The organism is Shewanella algidipiscicola (assembly GCF_900380485.1).
GTDB classification, from domain to species: domain Bacteria; phylum Pseudomonadota; class Gammaproteobacteria; order Enterobacterales; family Shewanellaceae; genus Shewanella; species Shewanella algidipiscicola.
The window spans coordinates 67,758-86,953 of record NZ_OXJV01000017.1 but is presented as its reverse complement, the minus strand read 5'-3'; the positions used below and the strand labels follow the sequence as shown (position 1 = coordinate 86,953).

Genomic DNA, 19,196 nt, shown 5'->3' with positions numbered 1-19,196 from the left:
TATGCGTTATCGTTAAGATTTACCCCACAGTCAATCGCAATTGATCGCTTTAGCCATTTTGGGCGTACTGCAGCAGTGTTTTGTTTGCGTTAAGTTTGTAACCAAAAGTAAAACCCCTTGATGCGTCTTAAATCCTAGGTAAACTACCGTTAACAAATTGATGCCATTCGGAAGATTGATGAAAAAAACTATAATAATCTTAATGATATTAGCGGCAATCGCTGGCGCCTATTATTATAACAACCCATCTAGCAGTCAGCTAAGTATTAAGCCAAGGCCGATACCTAATGTGGTTATTGCCAAGGTTGAAATGCAGCCTATTCGTGATGAAGTTGAAGCATTAGGCACGGGCAAAGCCAATGAATCGATCACAGTTACGCCTAAAGTGACTGATATGATCACCGAGCTGAATTTTGAAGATGGGGACATTGTCGAGAAAGGCCGCCTATTGGTGCGTTTACAAGACAGAGAACAGATTGCCAGTGTTACTGTCGCTCGAGTAAAGATGAACGATCACAAGAGAGAGCTTGCACGTATTAGCTCACTAGTGACCAGCCAAACAGTAGCCGCACTAGAACGCGATCGACTACAAACCTTAATCGATACCGCCAAAGCACAGTTAGAGCAAGCAGAATCAGCATTAAAAGACCGACGCATAATTGCACCGTTCTCAGGCCGCCTTGGTTTACGTCAAGTCAGTGAAGGTAGTTTGGTGACTCCAGGTACAGTTATAACCACGCTCGATGATATCTCCACTATTAAATTAGATTTCTCCGTACCCGAGCGCTTCTTGCAGTCGCTTAAAGTGGGTAAGACGGTAGAAACCAGTGCGGTTGCCTACGATGGTGAACTGTTTAGCGGTAAGGTGATATCCATCGATAGCCGAGTTAACCCCACCACTCGCGCGGTTGTCGTGCGAGCGGCTTTGCCCAATCAAGATTTACGTTTATTGCCTGGTATGTTGATGAAGGTCAAGCTTATCAAGCAAAACCGTGAAGCCTTAATTATTCCTGAAGCGGCGATTATTCCTATCCAGCGTGATCAATTTGTGTATCTCGTTAACGATGACAATGTGATAGAGCAACGCCAAGTTAAACTTGGTATTCGTAAACGTGGCTGGGTGGAGATTGTAGAAGGGTTGCAGGTGGGTGAGCAAGTGGTGACCCGCGGTATTTTAAAGGTTCGCCCAGGTGATGAAGTGAAAGTGCAGCTGAGCGAAAACTTTAGTTTTCTTCAGCAGGCTAAGGTGGAGCCCCTAGTATGATCTTGACGGATTTGTCGGTAAAGCGACCGGTTTTTGCTTCCGTCATTAGCATCTTGTTGATTATATTTGGCTTAGTGGCATTTGATAAGTTGCCCCTGCGCGAATACCCCAATATCGATCCTCCGATAGTGTCGGTTCAAACTAATTATCGCGGTGCAAGCGCAGCGGTAGTTGAAAGCCGGATAACTCAGCTGGTTGAAGACCGTATCAGTGGCGTCGAGGGGATCCGTAATATTAATTCATCGAGCCAAGATGGACGTTCGTCGGTGACGTTAGAATTTGATGTCGGCCGAGATATCGAGGCGGCCGCTAACGATGTCAGAGATCGCATCTCGGGGTTACTCAACAATTTACCTGAGGAAGCCGATCCGCCAGAAGTGCAAAAGGCCAATGGCGGCGATGAAGTGATCATGTGGCTTAATCTGGTTTCGGATCAGATGAACACTTTGCAGCTGACTGATTATACTCGTCGTTATTTAGTTGACCGTTTCTCTGTTCTCGATGGTGTGGCCAATATTCGCATCGGTGGCGGTAAAGTCTATGCCATGCGAGTGTGGATAGATCGTCAAGCCTTAGCGGCGCGAAAACTGACCGTTGCCGATATTGAACGAGTGCTGCGTTCAGAAAACGTCGAGTTACCCGCAGGCTCTGTCGAATCTCAAGATCGTCATTTTACGGTACGCTTAGAGCGTAGCTTTAAAAATGCCAACGATTTTGCCAATTTAGTCTTGGCTGAAGGTGATGATGGCTACCTGATTAAGTTAGGTGATGTGGCGAGAGTCGAAGTGGGCTCAGAAGAGGAACGCATCACCTTTAGAGGCAATAAAGAGTCGATGATAGGCCTTGGCGTCTCTAAGCAATCGACTGCAAATACCTTAGATGTGGCGCGGGCAGCCAATGCCCTAGTCGATAAAATCAATCCTACCTTGCCCGCAGGAATGGAGATTAAGCGCTCATACGACAGCTCGGTATTTATCGAAGCCTCGGTCAAGGAGGTGTATCAAACACTGTTTATCGCCATGTTTTTGGTGATAGTGGTGATCTACCTATTTTTGGGCAGTGTGCGCGCCATGTTAATTCCAGCGTTGACAGTGCCTGTATCGTTAATGGCCACGTTTATCGTGCTTTATGCCTTAGGGTATACCATCAACTTGTTAACCCTACTGGCGATGATTTTAGCCATTGGTATGGTCGTTGATGACGCCATTGTGGTACTTGAGAACATCCACCGGCGGATAGAGGAGGGCGACTCCCCCTTAAAAGCCGCTTATTTAGGCTCACGGGAGGTGGCGTTTGCGGTCGTCGCGACCACGTTAGTGTTAGTGGCCGTCTTTATGCCCATCACCTTCTTAGAGGGCGATTTAGGTAAGCTGTTTAAAGAGTTTGCCGTAGCCATGAGTTCTGCAGTGGTGTTCTCAAGCATTGTGGCTTTAACCTTAAGTCCGATGATGTGCTCCAAGTTGCTCAAGCCTGCTGGTCAGGAATCTTGGTTGGTGAAAAAAATTGATGCAGGAATGGACAGCTTGACACTCTTTTATCGTGCGACGCTCACCAAGGCGATGCAGCATCCATTTGTGGTGTCCTCTCTGGTGGTTATTGCGCTGGGAATGAGTGGCTGGCTAATGACTCAAGTGCCACAAGAATTTGCTCCCCGTGAAGATAGAGGCTCGATGTTCTTAATCGTCAACGGGCCGCAGGGTGCCAGTTTTGAATATATTACTCCCTATATGGACGAAATTGAGTCGCGCCTGATGCCTTTGGTTGATAGCGGTGATATTAAACGTCTGCTTATCAGGGCGCCGCGCAGTTTTGGTCGTAGTGCCGATTTCTCTAATGGGATGGCGATTATTGTACTAGAGGATTGGTCGCAGCGACGCAGCGCCTTTGAGATCATAGGTGATGTGCGGGCACGATTGGCCGATCTCGCCGGTGTGCGAGCTTTTCCTGTCATGCGACAAGCATTTGGCCGAGGGGTAGGCAAGCCGGTACAGTTTGTCTTGGGCGGCCCAAGTTATGAAGAGATCGCTAAATGGCGTGACATCATATTGGCAAAAGCCAAAGATAATCCTAACCTTATTGGCCTAGATCACGACTATCAAGAAACCAAGCCACAACTGCGGGTGGTCATAGATAAAGATCGCGCCGCTGCCCTTGGGGTATCAATCTCGCATATAGGTCGCACATTGGAGTCGATGTTAGGCTCAAGACTCGTGACGACCTTTATGCAAGGCGGTGAAGAGTATGATGTGATCATCGAGGGTGAGCGCGACAATCAAAATACCGCCCATGATTTAACCAATATCTATGTTCGTTCAGACCGTACTCAGGCGTTGATCCCGTTAGCTAACTTAGTGTCTGTGGAGGAGTTTGCCGATGCAAGCCAGCTTAATCGCTATAACCGAATGCGGGCAATCACCATTGAGGCTAATTTGGCCGATGGCTACAGCTTAGGCGAGGCGTTAGATTACCTTAACGAGCTTGCCTACACCTATCTGCCAGCTGAGGCGGTGATTAGTTATAAAGGGCAGTCGCTGGATTATCAAGAGTCGGGTAGTTCAATGTACTTTGTCTTCTTACTCGCCTTGGGAATTGTCTTTTTGGTGCTGGCTGCGCAATTTGAGAGTTATGTTCATCCTGTAGTGATCATGCTGACGGTACCGCTAGCCACATTAGGCGCGCTGGTTGGCTTATGGCTTACAGGGCAAAGCCTTAACATTTACAGTCAGATAGGCATTATTATGTTGATCGGCTTAGCGGCTAAAAATGGTATTTTGATTGTTGAATTTACTAATCAGTTACGTGACAAAGGGTTGGTATTTAAAGAGGCGATTGTACAAGCGTCAAGCCAGCGTTTGCGCCCCATTTTAATGACTGGGATCACGACAGCGGCAGGGGCTATCCCCTTGGTGATGGCGCAAGGCGCAGGGGCTGAGACCCGTTTTGTGATTGGGGTTGTGGTATTGTCAGGTATTGTGCTTGCAACTATCTTTACACTGCTGGTGATCCCCGTGGCCTACTCATTGCTGGCGCAAAATACCAGTTCACCCGAAGCGATTAGCAGGCAGCTCGACCAAGAACTGCAACAACCTAATTAGTCTAAGTGGTGAATACAAAGCCAACCTTATTCGGTTGGCTTTTTTTATCTATGACGTTTTGCTAATTAACAACGTCAATAAGGTGTTGTATCTTTAACGTAACAAGGATTTTTTATCGTCAATGGCGATGTAATAAGGGAGTTAGTTGCGATGATAACTGAGATAGTGAACCTGACATCAGGGGGGACAATATCTGCGCCGGTGACGGCGCAAAAAGGAGCGATTCACTGTGATGGTCGACTCAGCAAGACTCGTTATCATTTACAGTTTGAGCCTTTTGATACGTCCTCCATCATTGGCCCCACCTTATTAGCTTTGGTTGATATCGTTAAGGTCGATACTTGCTGGGGTAAAGGTGCTGGGATATTACCTATAACCCCCAACGGTATCGAAGTCAGCTTAAAAGATGGCAGTCAATATCAATTTATTGTCGGTGATCCACAACAATGGATAGCACTATTAGTAGGGCAGCAATGATAGCGATGGCTTGAAGTGACAAAAAAAGGCTTACCTTAGGTAAGCCTTTTTAGTCATGATATCGGTGTTAAGGTTTTGGCTTACCATCAGTATCGCTGTTATCGCTAGCGCTTGGCGGTTCCACTTGAGGCGAGTCATTTTCATTCTGCAGGCCCTTAGACTTAGGTTTGGGCTTTTGGGGGTGCCCCTTGCCAAATTGATGCATCTTAAACTTAGCGTTGTACTTGAGCACAGCAAGATTACTGACTATCACAGCGATGATTATGATGACAATTATCCAAGTTTCTAGACTCGACATGACTCACCTCTGGTTATTATTAGTCGACGGCTAAACGTGCTTCGCAGATGCGAATGTCTTCAGGTGTGTCAACTTCTGGTGAATCGAATGCACTAATCGCCACTTTGATTTTATAACCGTATTCTAGGGCGCGAAGTTGTTCTAATTTCTCTAAATTTTCCAGACGGCCAAGAGGCAGCTTAGCAAATGTTGATATGAAAGCGCGCGTGTAACCGTAAATACCTAAATGTTTATAGACAGGATAATCGTTGGTATCACGGCCATAGGGGATACGTGCGCGGGAGAAGTATAAGGCATTATAATCGTTATCGAACACCATTTTGACATGCTTAGGATCGTTTAATTCACTTTCTTCGGTGATCTGCACGCCTAAGGTTGCCATGGCAAATTCACCTGGATGACGCTCAAATAAGCTGATGAGCTGCTCAATGGTGATAGGGTCGATAAGCGGTTGATCGCCTTGTAGGTTAATGACTAAGTCGTCGTCTTTTAGCCCCAATTGGGTGATAGCATCTTCAATGCGGTCGGTACCCGATGCCGCATTTTCATCTGTCATGACCACTTTACCGCCAAATGATTCCACCGCAGCTTTAATGCGTTCATCATCGGTGGCCACATAGATGGAAGTTAATCCTTTTGCCAATGCGGCGCGTTCATATACGTGCTGGATCATTGGCTTGCCGTTAATCGGAGCTAGCGGTTTGCCGGGAAAACGGCTAGAACCATAGCGCGCAGGGATTAACAGAGTTACATTCATTATAGATACCTATTTTTATCAGTAAGTGGCCTCAAGATAAAAAGGCTCATAGAGAGCCTTATTCGAGAAGCCTGGGATTAAATACGACGGAACAGCTTAGTGAGCATCTCGTCGGTGACTTTTTCTTCCCATCCGCTACCATACACATTGTCCCATAATGGTCCCATGCTCTTGGTGACGGCGACCATTTTAGCGATGGTTTCATCAGGAAGATCTTTACAAATGTTCTTAGGTAGCACGATATTGTGCTTTTTCATCATCTGACGGAATTCTGCTACGCCTTCAGGGTAAAACTCTTCAAGTACATCAAAGGCTAAACAGTTGCCTATGCCATGGTGGTAGCCTAATACATAGCCTAGACCATAAGACACGGCATGACATGCGCCAACTTGGCTGTAAGCGATACTCATCCCACCCATGTAAGATGCCATCATCAGCTTGTCATCTTTTTCTGGGTGATCGCCTAAGAAGACTTCGCGGCAAAGATCCATCGATTTTTCAGCGAAGGCTTTGGCAAATTCGTTCAGATAAGTACCTTGTAATGACTCGACACAGTGGATATAACAATCCATGCCCGTATAGAACCACTGATCGGTCGGTACGCCGTCGATCAGTTCAGAATCCATAATGATTTGGTCAAAAACCGTATAGTCTGAGTTTAATCCCAGCTTGCGCACTGGCCCACATAATACGGCGGTGCGCGATGCTTCGGCGCCCGTACCCGAAACCGTAGGGATACCTATATGATGTACTGCAGGGTGTTTTATGAGATCCCAGCCTTGGTACATGGCCGAACCACCAGGATTGGTTAGCATCAAAGAGACCGCTTTAGCCAGATCCATGGTGGCGCCGCCGCCTAGGCCGACCACGCTCACCGGAAGCTTAGGATTAAAGGCTTGGACTTGTTCAGTTAAAGCATCGACTTGTGCCGTGGTTGGCTCATCATCAACGTTGACATAAATGGTTAAATCCTGTGCCTTTGCTGGCACGCGGGTACCAAGGGGTTTATGTTGATGAACATCATCAACGAGAAACACCACAAAGTCATCGGCGTGCTGGCGTTCCGTATCAAGCACATTGTCAAGCTCGGCAAATGAGCCCCGACCAAAGATCATCTTAGGAACACATTTAAAGTTTTTAAAACTCATTACCACATTCTCCTTTGAGATTAGTACTGTAAGAGCAGGCCAGCGCAGTGGATTTAGGGTTACTGCGCGGCGGGCATACGAGGTGATTTAAGCAAAAGCACGTTTTATGTTGTCGATACGCTGTTTGATCTCATCTTCGGTCCAAGAGAGTTTGATCAGCATAGAGATGGTACGACTCATGATAGCATCAGACTTAGGCACGGCAACTTTAGTGTAATCAGGCTTATCTTTTATGAGGGTAATGGGCAAGGCTGCTGGCGATTTAAGTTCTTGAATATGCTTCCAGTTATTCAGGTAGTGCCAGTTGTTGACATACCAGTAGAAGCAACCGTCAACGCCATTTTCAGCCAGCTTTTTACTGATTTCAATGGTACGTGTTTCTGTTGGCATCATAAAGGTTAGGAAGCCTGCTGAATCGCCTTGTGGATCGGGGATTTCGCGGAACGAAACCTCAGGGATCTCGGTCATGGCATCTTTTAGCATCTTCTTATTCTTGCGTTGGATCTCGATGATGGTGTCTAACTTACGCAGTTGAGCGAGTCCCATCGCCGAGTTCATTTCTGAGATGCGGAAGTTAAGCCCCATGATAGGGTGGCCTTCTGCGCCGCGATCGTTACCGATATGATCGTGACCATGATCTGAGAACATGTGTGCATGGTTATAAATGGTTTCATTATTGGTGATCACCGCACCGCCTTCACCGCAGGTGATGGTTTTAACCGAATCAAACGAATAACAACCGACATCACCAATGGTGCCTAAGGCCTGGCCTTTATAACTGCCACCAATGGCTTGGCAAGCATCTTCTAAAATCACTAAGTTGTGTTTCTCGCAGATGGCTTTAATTTCATCCATCTTTGCCATAGAGCCGCACATATGCACTAAATTAATCGCCTTAGTGCGTGGGGTTATTGCCGCTTCAATCCCTTCTGGTGATAGACAGAGGGTTTCATCGATTTCGGCAAAAACCGGCACGGCTCCAGCCATGAATACGGCTTCAACCGATGCTACAAAGGTAAATGGCGGCACTATGACTTCATCACCAGCGCCAATGCCGGCTGCGGCCATTGCCGTTTGCAGTGCTGCGGTGCCGCTTGATACTAAGTGAGCATGCTTAACGTTCATTTTCTCACAAAGCAGCGCTTCCATCTCACGAGTTTTCCAGCGGTCATTACGCATGTGGTCAAAGTTATAACGGAAGGTAAAGCCGTTTTCCATAACATCTGCAACTTCTTGCTTCTCTTCAGGACCAAATAGTTCAAAACCAGGCATCGAAAGTTTCCTTAGCGTTCATTGCGCGCAGGGCGCGAAAAATATGCTCAATTATAACTGGGATGAGGGGGGGACTGCGATGTTTATTCAGTAATATTTATCGCAATTAGCCATTTTTTTATATCGCTTGGATAAGACTGAATATAAAAAGCGCACGATAGGGTAATCATGCGCAGTGATATTTTGCGTGATTTGAGCCTTGCGCTTAACGGCGACTGATAATCTCTTTATCTACGGTAACGTCAAGATCGGTCAGCAAGCCATTTTCAACGCCGTAAATCCAGCCGTGTACTGCGACATTGTGGCCGCTCTCCCAAGCGTCTTGCACTATGTTAGTACTGACCACATTGCCCACTTGCTCAATCACATTAAGCTCGCATAAGCGGTCGAAACGGGCTTTGTCGTCAAGTATGGCTAACTCTGAATCATGCAGGCGATGAATATCTCGAATATGGCCTAACCAGTTGTCAATTAGCCCTAAGCGTTGTTTGCCCATGGAGGCCTTTATGCCACCGCAACCATAGTGTCCCACCACCATGATGTGCTTCACTTTGAGCACTTCTACCGCGTATTGCAGCACAGATAAGCAGTTTAGATCCGTATGAATGACCATATTGGCGATATTACGATGCACAAATACTTCACCAGGCATGAGGTCGATTATCTGATTAGAGGGCACTCGGCTGTCTGAGCAGCCGATCCAAAGATATTCTGGACTCTGCTGCTGAGCCAGTTGTTGGAAGAAATGAGGATTCTCTTCGAGAATGCGGCCCGCCCAGCGGCGATTGTTGTCAAACAGAGGTTTAAGTAGTTTCATTTTATAACATTAATGTCTTTTAAAAGATTTTCGCTGGAAATTTTAGCACCTAATCACACCTTGGCTGGTCTATTCAGTGCTAAATACTGTAAAACGTTTCATCTTAGGTACTTATTAGCCTTTTATGTGCTGAGTATGAAATGCTAACAGGTGTTGATTAACTAGGTCTGCTTGCTCAAGATTGGCCATGTGTCCAGCGTGTGGCAGGTGGATATATTGACTGCCATCAATGGCATCGTGCATTAGATAACCTTCGAGTATAGGGTGCAACCGATCATCCGCGCCTGTCATGATAAGACAAGGCAAGGTTAATTGCTCAATATCTTCCATGATATCGCGTCTGCCATAGAGGATGCGGCCTAAGCGGTGTAGCGAGTCGATACGCTCAGGTGCAATGCCACTCAATTGCTGCTTAAAGGCTTTTATTAGCTGCGGATTATCTTGCTCTGCTGAGGCACTAAAGTAACGCGTTGCAAGCTGGTTTATATGGTCAGCAGAGATTGATTTAGTCTGGTTTATTTCATCGAGCATGGCGTAATAGTTGGCGCGGCTCACTTCCGGTTCAAAACCGAGAAAACTGCCCAGCATGACTAAACTGTTGACCCGAGCCGGCGCGAGCAAGGTTAGCTCCGCGCCCCACATGCCGCCGATCCCTTGACCAATCATTGAAAAGTTATCGATATTGAGGCTATCAAGTAAAGCCAAATATTGTTCAGCTAATTGCTTTAATGAGCGGCAAGAGGCAGGCAGCTTATCTGACTGACCATGTCCCCACAGATCTGGCACGATACAGCGATAATGTTGGCTAAGCTCGGCCAGTTGTGGCTGCCAGCTGGTGCTGTCACATAGGTAGCTGTGGCCGAATAACAATACCGGGCCTTCACCTATGTCAAGATAGTGCATCGTATGACCGTCAATAATCTGGGTGTGTTGTGTTAATTGTTGGTTCATGTTGACTCAATATAAAGTATAAAGATTAGCCCGCCGGAGAGGGGGCAACATGGAACACATAGTGGCTGACTAAGTGTTCGAGTCTAGCTAATATCGCGTTTTTTAATGCTATGGGTTGCTGCGACAAGATGGTGGCGAGGCTTTGAGGATCAAACGCAGCAAGATAATCGTTAGCTTTGGGATAATAACTCAAATGCCATGGCTCAGGGCTGACGCCACTTAAGCCCGCCTGAAACGGAAAATAAAACCCAAAATCGCCACAGTAACGGGTGAGCCAAGAGTGCAGCGCATGGCAGGGGCCATCGGCTTGATACTCGCTGGGTATAAGTTGTAACTGCTTGCGAGACATCTGATGTGCATCATATACGTCAATATCTGTGCCCCAATGATGGCGCGATGTGCCGGGCAGTGCCGACCAAAGTAAGATGGCATCGATTAATTGATCCTCGCTAAGGTGTCCGATATCGATAGGCTGTGAGCGTGCATCGAGGACCGCGCGTTGTCCCTTGGCTTTGGCGTTCCATATGGCTAATTGCCGTGGAAGATCACGATAAGCGGAGCAAATTTGTAATGAGATATTGTCTTTGGCGGCCGCGGTTTGCATCAACATCAATTGTTGCGCGGTATCACGTTGTAATTGATGGCCTTGAAAATCAATAAGCTGATTATTTTCAAGGCCATAAAGGTAGCCAGTGTTTAGCACAGTAGCTTTTCCAAAATCCGCTGATATACCAAGGCAAGCTGTTCAATATCGGCGACCTTAACGCATTCATTCACCTTGTGAATGGTGGCGTTTACAGGGCCAACTTCAATGACTTGGGCGCCAGTAGGCGCAATAAAACGGCCATCAGAGGTGCCACCAGAAGTTTGCGGATCGGTATCGAGCGTGGTGATCTCTTTAATGGCTTCTTTGGTGGCTTGCAGTAGTGGCCCATCTTCAGTTAAAAATGGCAAGCCGTTATAGATCCAACTAATGTCATAATCTAAGCCGTGTGCATCGAGAATGTTGAGTACGCGCTGGATTAAAATCTCGGCGGTCACCTCGGTCGAGTAACGGAAATTAAACATCACCTCAAGCGCCCCGGGAATAACATTCGATGCGCCGGTGCCGCCATTAATATTGGCGATTTGGAAACTGGTTGGCGGAAAAAACTCATTGCCTTTATCCCAAATCATGCGCGCCAATTCATCCAGTGCAGGTGCGGCCTTATGGATCGGGTTATCAGCTAGGTGAGGGTAGGCGACATGGCCTTGAATCCCTTTGACTGTCAAGTTTCCAGTGAGGCTCCCACGGCGGCCATTTTTGACTATGTCACCTAACTTATGGGTCGATGAGGGTTCACCCACTAACGACCAAGTGATTTTTTCGTTGCGGGCTTCGAGTGTATCAATGACACGTGGCGTGCCATTGATAAATGGGCCTTCCTCATCACTGGTGATCAAAAAGGCGATTGAGCCTTTATGGTTAGGGTGTTGCTCGACAAAGCGCTCGGTGGCAACCACCATGGCGGCGAGCGACCCTTTCATATCTGCTGCGCCACGTCCATGCAGATAACCGTCAATCACCACAGGTTCGAAAGGGGGGGTATGCCAGCGGTTAAGCTCGCCTACCGGTACTACATCGGTATGACCTGCAAAACAAAACAGCGGGCCATCATTGCCTCGTCTAGCCCACATATTGGTGGTGTCTTCAAACACCATAGATTCAATGGTAAAGCCTTTTGCGGCGAGGCGATCCGCCATGACCTGCTGGCACCCTTCGTCGAGTGGGGTAACCGATGCACGGCTAATCAGATCTTGTGCCAGCGTTAACACAGCGTCTGTCATTAGTTAAAGATCTCCTGATACTGTTCGGCCTTAAAGCCAACCCATACCTTATTTTTAATCACTAATACCGGCCGCTTAATCAAGGTAGGATGAGCAAGCATCAATTCGATAGCTTTGTGCTTGTCTATGGTGGTTTTATCGTCATCACTGAGATTTCTAAAGCTAGTACTGCGTTTGTTAAATAACGTCTCCCAACCTAAGGTCTCGACCCAGGCTTCTAAATCGGCTTGGTTTAGACCATCATCACGAAAATCATGAAAAACAACCGTTTGTTGATGTTCTTCTAGCCACTTAAGGGCTTTTTTAACGGTATCGCAATTTTTTATGCCATAAAGGGTCAAAATGGGGTCTCCTTACTGGATGAGGTGCGCTATTACTGCGCTATGATTTGCATTGTGTCATCGAGTCTTGTCCGGCTCAAGTGTTACGATAGGCGCCGATAATAAATGCTCAAAAAAACGTTGATTTTGGGTAACGTTTGATATGACATTATTGCGCCATTTAGGCGCAATAATGTGTTGGTTGTATACTTGTATATAGATCATGAAGTTCAGCATTAAAAAGTAATCGCTAAACCCTAAACCCTAAATCAAGAGTTAAGCGTGACGCTTAAGACGATTTCTATAACTGCACTGAAAAGATAATGTCTTTACCCGCCTCGATAGAGCCTTGATGTTTATCAATACGCTTAATATCCTCCATATTGGCCAACACTACAGGAGTAAGTAAACTTTCTACATGGGTTTTGAGGTAATCGAGATCAAATTCCAATATGGGATCGCCCATCTTTACTTGCTGGCCTTCTTCGGCTAAACGCTTAAAGCCGTTGCCGCGCAGTTCGACCGTGCCAACACCAAAATGGACAAACAGCTCTAAACCATGGGGAGATTCAATGCTAAAGGCATGGTTAGTTTCAAATATTTTGCCGATAGTGCCATCGATTGGCGCTAACATTTGGTGACCCTTCGGGGCGATTGCTATGCCGTCACCGACAATCTTTTCAGCAAATACCACATCGGGTACTTTTTCAATGGCAACAATCTCACCCGACACGGGGGCGAACACATCTATACCACCACTGATGGGCGGTTGGCCTGACACTAAACGCCGAATTCGACTCAAAAATCCCATTAATTAGCCCCTATGCTGATGCCCAGCTGAACGATGAATACGTTTTCGATAGCATACTCAATAATTATCAAGAGTGACAGCATGTTAACAACTCATTTAGTGTCTCTATGCGTGAAATCACTTTAGCATGTTGCGCCAGTTCGACGCACTCTATGTAGGTCCAGCGGCTGAGCTCTTGTTTTATTTCAAGTAAGGCTGCCACACTAACACTTAATTCATCAATGCCAAGACCAACTAATAGGGCAGTAGCGCGCGGATTACTGGCTAATTCACCACATAAAGATACTGTCACTTTGGCAGCGTGGGCTTGGTTAATGGTTTGACTGATGAGTTTGATGAGCGCCGGAGACAGCACTGGATAGCGCTTAATGAGCTCTGGATTGCCTCGGTCTGCAGCCATGGTGTATTGTGTTAAGTCATTGGTTCCTATGCTGATAAAGTCGAGTAAAGGTAGCATTGATGCTAAATTTAATACTGCTGCGGGGGTCTCGACGACGATCCCCATTGACAGTGGACCATAGCCCTTCTCTTGCTCAATGAGCTCTGCTTTACACTGCTCGATAAGTGCCAATATCGTCTCGAGCTCTTCGACTTGATTGACCATAGGAAACATTAATCGAATCGGTCCCTGATTGGCAGCACGCAAAATGGCCTTTAGCTGTACACAAAACAGTTGCGGGTGGGCAAGGGTATATCGTACACCACGTAGCCCTAATGCTGGGTTTTCCTCAACGGGCATTGCTAAAGCAGGCACCTCTTTATCGGCGCCGATATCGATAGTACGAATTGTCAGTATTCTGCCGTTAAGTAGCTGTAATGCATCACAGTAAAGTTGATATTGTTGCTGTTCATCGGGCAGTTGCTGGCGGTTCATCAACATAAACTCGGTGCGAAATAACCCCACACCTTCACCACCAACGGAGCTAAGGTGATTGATTTCGCTAATGCAGCCTACGTTAGCGAGTAGGGCGATGGGGTGGCCATCTGAAGTTTGAGTGGGGTGATCTTTAAATTTAAGTAACTCAGTTTTACGTAGTAATGTTTGTTGCTGTGCCAGTGTCAGTCGCGCAACCTGCTCAGCATCGGGATCAATAAACAGCAAACCATTTAGGGTATCGATAGCAACGGGTGTACCATCGACGATATCGTTAAGATTGCATTCACAGCCCACTAGGGTGGGGATATCGAAGCTGCGTGCTAAAATAGCGCTGTGGCTGGTGATCCCCCCCGTTTGCAACACTAATCCTGCGAGGTTTTCTAGCGGTAACAGGGCAAATTCAGCTGGGGTGATATCTTTGGCGATCACTATGCTATTGCGGGGTAACTCGGTTAATGTACTGCATTTACCCGTGAGCAGGGTGGTTATAACTCTTTGACCTAAAGCTAATATATCATCAGAGCGGCTGGCTAAATAAGGTGAGTCCATCGCCTGCAGTGCTTGGGCTTGTTTAGCAAAGGTATGTTCTACCGCTAATGCCGCAGAAAACTGTTGCTCAGTTATCGCTGCGCGAAGCTCAGCCTGCAGATCAGCGTCTTCTAACAGTAGTAAATCTGCCTCAATTAATTGGTAATGCTCACTATTAGGATCGAGATGTTGCGCACTGTGTTTTATTTGCTGAATTAATGAAGCGAGTGCTTTGTCGAGTCGAGCCTGTTCTATTCCCAGCTGCGCAGGGGGTATAAGATGGTAATCGAGCTGACTGTGATAAGGGGTAACCACTATTGCTTGCCCAAAGGCGATTCCTCCCGCCACGGCTATCCCTTTAATGCGCATCTCGAACTCCTTGTTAACTTAAGGTGATTAGCAGTTCAGAGACATGCTCTACCGCTTGTTGTGCCTGTTCACCGTCAGCTGTGACAGTAACAGATACCCCTTTATATAAACCTAATGTTTGTAGCTTAAACAAACTCTTGGCACTGGCCTGTTTGCCTTGGCATTCGACGAGGATATCACAATCGTATTGTTTCGCCGCTTTTACTAATAACGCTGCAGGACGGGTATGAATACCATGCTCTGCCAATATTGTGACTGTTCTTTGGTACATAAATAGACTCTTTAACCGAGGAAATAAAGCGATAGATCATTGGTAATGAATGATTTGGTAATTGTTTTTTTTGAGCGCACCAATGGCCAGCTCAAGCTTCTCCTTTTTAACAAGCACATAATCGGTATCGAAGGTTGAAATGGCGAAAATACTGACTTGGGCGTTAGCAAGGGTGGTCGATACACTTGCCAATATACCTGTCATGGAAAAGCCTAGCGGCCCTACAACTTCTAAGCAGCGCCAATCTCTTTCTTGTTCAAGGCTATCTAGGACTAATGCGGCAGGAACCACTACAGACAATTCATCTTTGGTTTTTCCAATAAAAAACATCGGTTGACGTAACACGTCGGGATTAAGCATTGTGTCGGGACTAAAGCTGTGGATAGTGTAAAGCTGCGGGTGAACTGCCAACGTCATGCGCGCCATAATCCTAGCTCTCGCTTTAGGGGAAATAACTATAGCGTTAAGTTTATCACAGTTTACTTAAAAAAAAGGAGCGCTAAATAGCGCTCCTTTAACAGATATTGGCTTTAGCCTTATACTTTAAACTGTCCTAAAATTTGGGTGCTCGTCTGACTAATTTGCTTAAGAGATTCGGCCGCTAGGCGGTTACTTTCATTAGCTTTAACAGAGACCTCAGATAATTCAGTTATGCTGCAGACGTTGCGATTAATCTCTTCTGTCACCAAAGATTGCTCTTCTGTTGCACTAGCAAGTTGAGTATTCATATCACTGATATGGGCGATTAACTCTAAAATGGCGTTAAGTGAGTCGCCAACCGCCTGTGCTTGGGTTTGTAACTGCTCCGATTGCCCTTGATTTTGATTGTTACTGGCGATCACACTCGCGACACCGGTTTGAATATCGGTAACTATTTTTTGGATCTCATTGGTCGAGTCTTGCGTGCGGTTAGCTAATGCGCGCACTTCATCGGCGACCACGGCAAACCCGCGCCCATGGGTACCCGCGCGAGCGGCTTCAATGGCTGCATTAAGTGCAAGTAGGTTGGTTTGATCTGCAATGCCCCTGATCACTTCTAAAATATTGCCAATTTGTTTGGATGAGACCCCGAGGTGTTCGGTGATCACCTCGGCACTGCGCAGTTCTTCTACCAGCTTATGGGTATTATTTACAGTACTATCCATTTGAGTTTTACTGTCAAGGGCTTGTCGCTTAACGCTGTTTGCGGCATCGGCGGCTTGCTGGGTATTACTGGCCATCTCTTGTGTAGTCGACAACATTTGATTAATGGCGGTGGCAACATTGCTGGTTTCTTGATGCAGATGATCGACACTGGCATTGGACTCACTCACGGCATTGAGTAAACGATCGGCATCTTGGTTAAGATGATGACCAACGGGCTGCAGCTCTGCGACCATATGGTTAATTTTACCTACGAAAACATTAAATGCTTTAGCCAGTGCAACTACCTCATCGTTACCCGTTGTGGGCAAGCGTTTGGTTAAATCACCTTCCCCTTGGGCGATGTCATTCATGGCATCGATCGCTTGCGTTAACGGCGCGCTGATCGAGTGATTAAGTACCAAGAAGAAGGCAAATATGGGGACTGAGATTAGCAGCATAATGCCCAAATAGTCATACATCACGCTAATGGTCGTGTCATTAACATCGCTCATATAAGCATTCGTAACCAAGGTCCAGCCCCATGGCGTAAATGCACTGGCTGACACCAGTGCTTGCGCTTGTTCACCATTGCTAGGATCATGCATTTCGACAATATGTTGTGCTAATTCTCCTTGCTGGGCTTGTCTTATTAGCTGTTTAAAAACGGCAGGAGCACCAAGCGTGCTCAGAGACTGCCCCGCTTTTTCTGGATTGGCTCCATGAGCAATAACTGTGTTATTTGCATCAAATAAGATGAAATAGCCATGTTGACCATATTTGGCATTATTAATCAGCTCGACGGCTTCGCTTTGGGCAGCCATAGTGCTGTTTTTACCTTGCTGGACTTGAATGTGATGCGAGTTAATGATGCTAAGCATGGTTGAGAGCTGGGCATCATTTTGTACCCATTTCTCGTTAATCAGGTTGTTACGTTGCTCATTAATCGAAAAACTAGCAAAAACGAAAGTACCAATGGCGGCCAGTATTAACATAAATATAAGCCGTTGTAGTATCGTAAATCGTCTAAGAATCGCGAGCATGATATCCCTTATTATGTTGCGAACTGTTCTTTATGGCCAATATACCTCGTCATGTATCTGAATAAAATCAATAGCCTGTTTATAGGTTTATTATTAGTAAATAATTGATCTAGCTCACGCATTTTTGGCAAGGTTAGTCGATTTTATACCAAGGTATACTTTACTTTTTACCTTCAAACTGAACTGGCAGCAAGATAATGATATGAGGTGATTCAATGGTTTAAGGCTCAAAAGTATGCTGTACAAGCCCTGTGGCGCTAAATTATGATTTAGCTTTGATTTTTAGGGCATTAGCGCGCAGAATTAAGCATTGATTTTTTTTGGAATAAACATAACGATGACACCTCAAGTGATCACCTCCGATGATATTTTATTAAAGCTTTGCCACTCTGTTTCTCATGTACTATCTAGCACCACATCCAGCCCTATATCACATGCGGCTATGATACAAAGTATTAATAAGACCTGCTTAAAACCCGATCTAGGTTGTTTCTCTATTTTTGATGGGGGATTTTCTGGTTTAGTGGTGATCAACTTCTCTGCCAAGGCTGCGATTGAAATTTATCAAGCCTATATGAAACAGATGGGGATGCCAGAATCAGATTTAGCCTTTTCGCACACATCAGATGAGGTGGCCGATATTATGGGCGAATTGATGAATCAGATTTTAGGCGACTTTATCGTCAAGATGAATAAAGAGCTACAAACCTCGATTAATCAAAGCCAGCCTAAAATGCTCACAATTAATAAAGAGCTGACCATCTCAATTGACACTAATTTGGATGAAGCTGTGGCAAGACGCGTGGCGTTTAAAACCGCAGAACATCATATTTTTTATCTTGAATTTGCGATGGATAAAACCGAGTTTATTAAACTGACCGAATTTGAACAGGATGAAGAGCATGATCCCGATGCGCTGTTAGCACAACATAGTCCTGGTGGTTCGGCATCTTGGGCTAAATCGGTAAATCAAGCCGTGGTGGTCGACGATGACGCCGATGACTTAATGAAAGAGCTAGGTATTTAATTGACGCTAGTGATAACCGATATAAGTAAATGCTCTTGCTGGCTAACAGCAAAGCGGCATTGCTAAAAAAGGCATCAACCCTTTCGGGGGGCTGACTAAATTAGTGTGTATGCTTAAGTCTATTTAGCTTAAGCATTTAGTCCATAGAATATGGCGCTTCGAATATGGTGCTTCATTATTATTCCTGTTTATCCACTGTATAACCCCATTGTGCTCAACTCGGTTGATTGTCTGCGTATTTGGCAAAGAAACGCTCAAGGTTAGCTTTTGGCTGCTTCTGTAATGCCGCCATCATAGCAAAACTTGGCGCTTGGCACTGCCAGCGTTGGCATAAGGTGTCGAGAATATGTTGCCATAACAATGCCGTCATCTCTGCATCGGCTAATGCACGGTGAAAGTCACCTTGCTGCTCGATACGATTATGGGCCACTAAGGTGGATAGTTGATGATTACTTGCATCGGGATAAATGCGTCGAGCTACCAACATTGAGCAGGCAAAACGGCCAGAATAGTGGCGGTGTATCCGTGCCAATTCAGCATCAAGAAAGCGCTGGTCGAAACTGGCATTATGTGCGACGAGGTTAGCGTCACCCATGAAGTCGGCAAAGTCATGCATCACAATGTGGCTACTAGGAGCCTCGTTTAACATGGCATTGGTAATGCCTGTGTACTGCTCAATAAAATGAGTGATCCTAAAGCCTGGATTAATCAACTGCTGAAAACGGTCAACAATCACACCTTGCTGTAATTTCACTGCACCAATTTCGATGGCGCGATCACCTTGAGTAGGGGAGAGACCCGTGGTTTCGAAATCCAATACCACGACGCTATTTGCACTGTTCATCTTATTGTTTATCCATTAAAAAATAAAACCCCGACGATTTACATCGTCAGGGTTTTTAAGTTTAAGAATTAACCTAAA

The 19,196-nt window shown here is 45.9% G+C and carries 19 protein-coding genes; 4 read left to right on the top strand and 15 right to left on the bottom strand.

Annotated elements, in window-relative coordinates:
- The first annotated feature begins 178 nt into the window (after positions 1–178).
- The 3 genes from DN599_RS12605 to DN599_RS12595 all read left to right on the top strand — a co-directional run bounded on the left by DN599_RS12605 (position 179) and on the right by DN599_RS12595 (position 4,836).
- Positions 179–1,264, top strand: coding sequence for an efflux RND transporter periplasmic adaptor subunit (locus DN599_RS12605; RefSeq protein WP_110457946.1), 1,086 nt, complete (start codon positions 179–181; stop codon positions 1,262–1,264).
- Positions 1,261–4,359, top strand: a complete 3,099-nt coding sequence (locus DN599_RS12600) for an efflux RND transporter permease subunit (protein ID WP_110457945.1) — start codon at positions 1,261–1,263, stop codon at positions 4,357–4,359. The genes DN599_RS12605 and DN599_RS12600 overlap by 4 nt, the downstream gene beginning before the upstream one ends.
- Before the next feature lie 150 nt (positions 4,360–4,509).
- Positions 4,510–4,836, top strand: coding sequence for a hypothetical protein (locus DN599_RS12595; protein WP_110457944.1), 327 nt, complete (start codon positions 4,510–4,512; stop codon positions 4,834–4,836).
- Positions 4,837–4,903: 67 nt separating this feature from the next.
- Here DN599_RS12595 and DN599_RS12590 read toward each other — a convergent pair whose 3' ends face one another.
- The 14 genes from DN599_RS12590 to DN599_RS12525 all read right to left on the bottom strand — a co-directional run bounded on the left by DN599_RS12590 (position 4,904) and on the right by DN599_RS12525 (position 17,247).
- The gene (locus DN599_RS12590) at positions 4,904–5,134 is read right to left on the bottom strand and encodes a DUF2897 family protein (RefSeq protein WP_110457943.1); all 231 of its coding nucleotides are present in this window, start codon (positions 5,132–5,134) and stop codon (positions 4,904–4,906) included.
- A 19-nt stretch (positions 5,135–5,153) separates the two neighbouring features.
- Entirely contained in the window at positions 5,154–5,891 is a 738-nt protein-coding gene (gene kdsB, locus DN599_RS12585; protein ID WP_110457942.1) for an 8-amino-3,8-dideoxy-manno-octulosonate cytidylyltransferase KdsB, read from the bottom strand.
- A 77-nt stretch (positions 5,892–5,968) separates the two neighbouring features.
- Positions 5,969–7,039 carry a 3-deoxy-alpha-D-manno-octulosonate 8-oxidase KdnB gene (gene kdnB / locus DN599_RS12580; RefSeq protein WP_110457941.1) on the bottom strand — a complete coding sequence of 357 codons (1,071 nt, stop codon included), beginning with the start codon at positions 7,037–7,039 and terminating at the stop codon, positions 5,969–5,971.
- 87 nt (positions 7,040–7,126) lie between these two features.
- Positions 7,127–8,311, bottom strand: a complete 1,185-nt coding sequence (gene kdnA, locus DN599_RS12575) for an 8-amino-3,8-dideoxy-alpha-D-manno-octulosonate transaminase KdnA (RefSeq protein WP_110457940.1) — start codon at positions 8,309–8,311, stop codon at positions 7,127–7,129.
- A 205-nt stretch (positions 8,312–8,516) separates the two neighbouring features.
- Positions 8,517–9,128 carry a carbonate dehydratase gene (gene can / locus DN599_RS12570; protein WP_110457939.1) on the bottom strand — a complete coding sequence of 204 codons (612 nt, stop codon included), beginning with the start codon at positions 9,126–9,128 and terminating at the stop codon, positions 8,517–8,519.
- Positions 9,129–9,242: 114 nt separating this feature from the next.
- Positions 9,243–10,079: an alpha/beta fold hydrolase gene (locus DN599_RS12565; protein ID WP_110457938.1), complete on the bottom strand. Its 837-nt coding sequence runs from the start codon at positions 10,077–10,079 to the stop codon at positions 9,243–9,245.
- Between the two features lie 25 nt (positions 10,080–10,104).
- Entirely contained in the window at positions 10,105–10,782 is a 678-nt protein-coding gene (locus tag DN599_RS12560) for a M15 family metallopeptidase (protein WP_110457937.1), read from the bottom strand.
- A complete protein-coding gene (gene dapE / locus DN599_RS12555) occupies positions 10,776–11,906 on the bottom strand; it encodes a succinyl-diaminopimelate desuccinylase (RefSeq protein WP_110457936.1) in 1,131 nt (376 codons plus the stop codon). The genes DN599_RS12560 and dapE overlap by 7 nt, the downstream gene beginning before the upstream one ends.
- The gene (locus DN599_RS12550; RefSeq protein WP_110457935.1) at positions 11,906–12,247 is read right to left on the bottom strand and encodes an ArsC family reductase; all 342 of its coding nucleotides are present in this window, start codon (positions 12,245–12,247) and stop codon (positions 11,906–11,908) included. Before DN599_RS12550 ends, dapE begins: the two co-directional genes overlap by 1 nt.
- A gap of 280 nt (positions 12,248–12,527) precedes the next feature.
- Complete coding sequence (crr, locus tag DN599_RS12545) at positions 12,528–13,037, bottom strand: PTS glucose transporter subunit IIA (RefSeq protein ID WP_110457934.1); 510 nt, start codon at positions 13,035–13,037, stop codon at positions 12,528–12,530.
- A gap of 67 nt (positions 13,038–13,104) precedes the next feature.
- Positions 13,105–14,811, bottom strand: a complete 1,707-nt coding sequence (gene ptsP, locus DN599_RS12540) for a phosphoenolpyruvate--protein phosphotransferase (protein ID WP_110457933.1) — start codon at positions 14,809–14,811, stop codon at positions 13,105–13,107.
- A 13-nt stretch (positions 14,812–14,824) separates the two neighbouring features.
- The gene (locus DN599_RS12535; protein ID WP_110457932.1) at positions 14,825–15,082 is read right to left on the bottom strand and encodes an HPr family phosphocarrier protein; all 258 of its coding nucleotides are present in this window, start codon (positions 15,080–15,082) and stop codon (positions 14,825–14,827) included.
- Between the two features lie 36 nt (positions 15,083–15,118).
- A complete protein-coding gene (locus DN599_RS12530; RefSeq protein ID WP_110457931.1) occupies positions 15,119–15,508 on the bottom strand; it encodes an ACT domain-containing protein in 390 nt (129 codons plus the stop codon).
- Between the two features lie 110 nt (positions 15,509–15,618).
- The gene (locus DN599_RS12525; RefSeq protein WP_110457930.1) at positions 15,619–17,247 is read right to left on the bottom strand and encodes a methyl-accepting chemotaxis protein; all 1,629 of its coding nucleotides are present in this window, start codon (positions 17,245–17,247) and stop codon (positions 15,619–15,621) included.
- Positions 17,248–17,584: 337 nt separating this feature from the next.
- Between DN599_RS12525 and DN599_RS12520 the strand changes: the two genes are divergently transcribed.
- Entirely contained in the window at positions 17,585–18,274 is a 690-nt protein-coding gene (locus DN599_RS12520) for a DUF3334 family protein (protein WP_110457929.1), read from the top strand.
- A 214-nt stretch (positions 18,275–18,488) separates the two neighbouring features.
- On the opposite strand, the gene DN599_RS12515 is transcribed toward DN599_RS12520, so the two are convergent.
- The gene (locus tag DN599_RS12515; protein ID WP_110457928.1) at positions 18,489–19,118 is read right to left on the bottom strand and encodes a 3'-5' exonuclease; all 630 of its coding nucleotides are present in this window, start codon (positions 19,116–19,118) and stop codon (positions 18,489–18,491) included.
- Positions 19,119–19,196 lie beyond the last annotated feature (78 nt).

Bases quoted from the DNA above. Each gene is read 5' to 3' on its own strand.
- kdsB (WP_110457942.1), bottom strand. From the start codon at position 5,891: ATGAATGTAACTCTGTTAATCCCTGCGCGCTATGGTTCTAGCCGTTTT.
- kdnB (WP_110457941.1), bottom strand. From the start codon at position 7,039: ATGAGTTTTAAAAACTTTAAATGTGTTCCTAAGATGATCTTTGGTCGG.
- ptsP (WP_110457933.1), bottom strand. From the start codon at position 14,811: ATGCGCATTAAAGGGATAGCCGTGGCGGGAGGAATCGCCTTTGGGCAA.
- crr (WP_110457934.1), bottom strand. From the start codon at position 13,037: ATGGGATTTTTGAGTCGAATTCGGCGTTTAGTGTCAGGCCAACCGCCC.
- DN599_RS12535 (WP_110457932.1), bottom strand. From the start codon at position 15,082: ATGTACCAAAGAACAGTCACAATATTGGCAGAGCATGGTATTCATACC.
- DN599_RS12525 (WP_110457930.1), bottom strand. From the start codon at position 17,247: ATGCTCGCGATTCTTAGACGATTTACGATACTACAACGGCTTATATTT.
- DN599_RS12520 (WP_110457929.1), top strand. From the start codon at position 17,585: ATGACACCTCAAGTGATCACCTCCGATGATATTTTATTAAAGCTTTGC.
- dapE (WP_110457936.1), bottom strand. From the start codon at position 11,906: ATGACAGACGCTGTGTTAACGCTGGCACAAGATCTGATTAGCCGTGCA.
- DN599_RS12605 (WP_110457946.1), top strand. From the start codon at position 179: ATGAAAAAAACTATAATAATCTTAATGATATTAGCGGCAATCGCTGGC.
- DN599_RS12530 (WP_110457931.1), bottom strand. From the start codon at position 15,508: ATGGCGCGCATGACGTTGGCAGTTCACCCGCAGCTTTACACTATCCAC.
- DN599_RS12595 (WP_110457944.1), top strand. From the start codon at position 4,510: ATGATAACTGAGATAGTGAACCTGACATCAGGGGGGACAATATCTGCG.
- DN599_RS12515 (WP_110457928.1), bottom strand. From the start codon at position 19,118: ATGAACAGTGCAAATAGCGTCGTGGTATTGGATTTCGAAACCACGGGT.
- DN599_RS12590 (WP_110457943.1), bottom strand. From the start codon at position 5,134: ATGTCGAGTCTAGAAACTTGGATAATTGTCATCATAATCATCGCTGTG.
- kdnA (WP_110457940.1), bottom strand. From the start codon at position 8,311: ATGCCTGGTTTTGAACTATTTGGTCCTGAAGAGAAGCAAGAAGTTGCA.
- DN599_RS12600 (WP_110457945.1), top strand. From the start codon at position 1,261: ATGATCTTGACGGATTTGTCGGTAAAGCGACCGGTTTTTGCTTCCGTC.
- DN599_RS12565 (WP_110457938.1), bottom strand. From the start codon at position 10,079: ATGAACCAACAATTAACACAACACACCCAGATTATTGACGGTCATACG.
- can (WP_110457939.1), bottom strand. From the start codon at position 9,128: ATGAAACTACTTAAACCTCTGTTTGACAACAATCGCCGCTGGGCGGGC.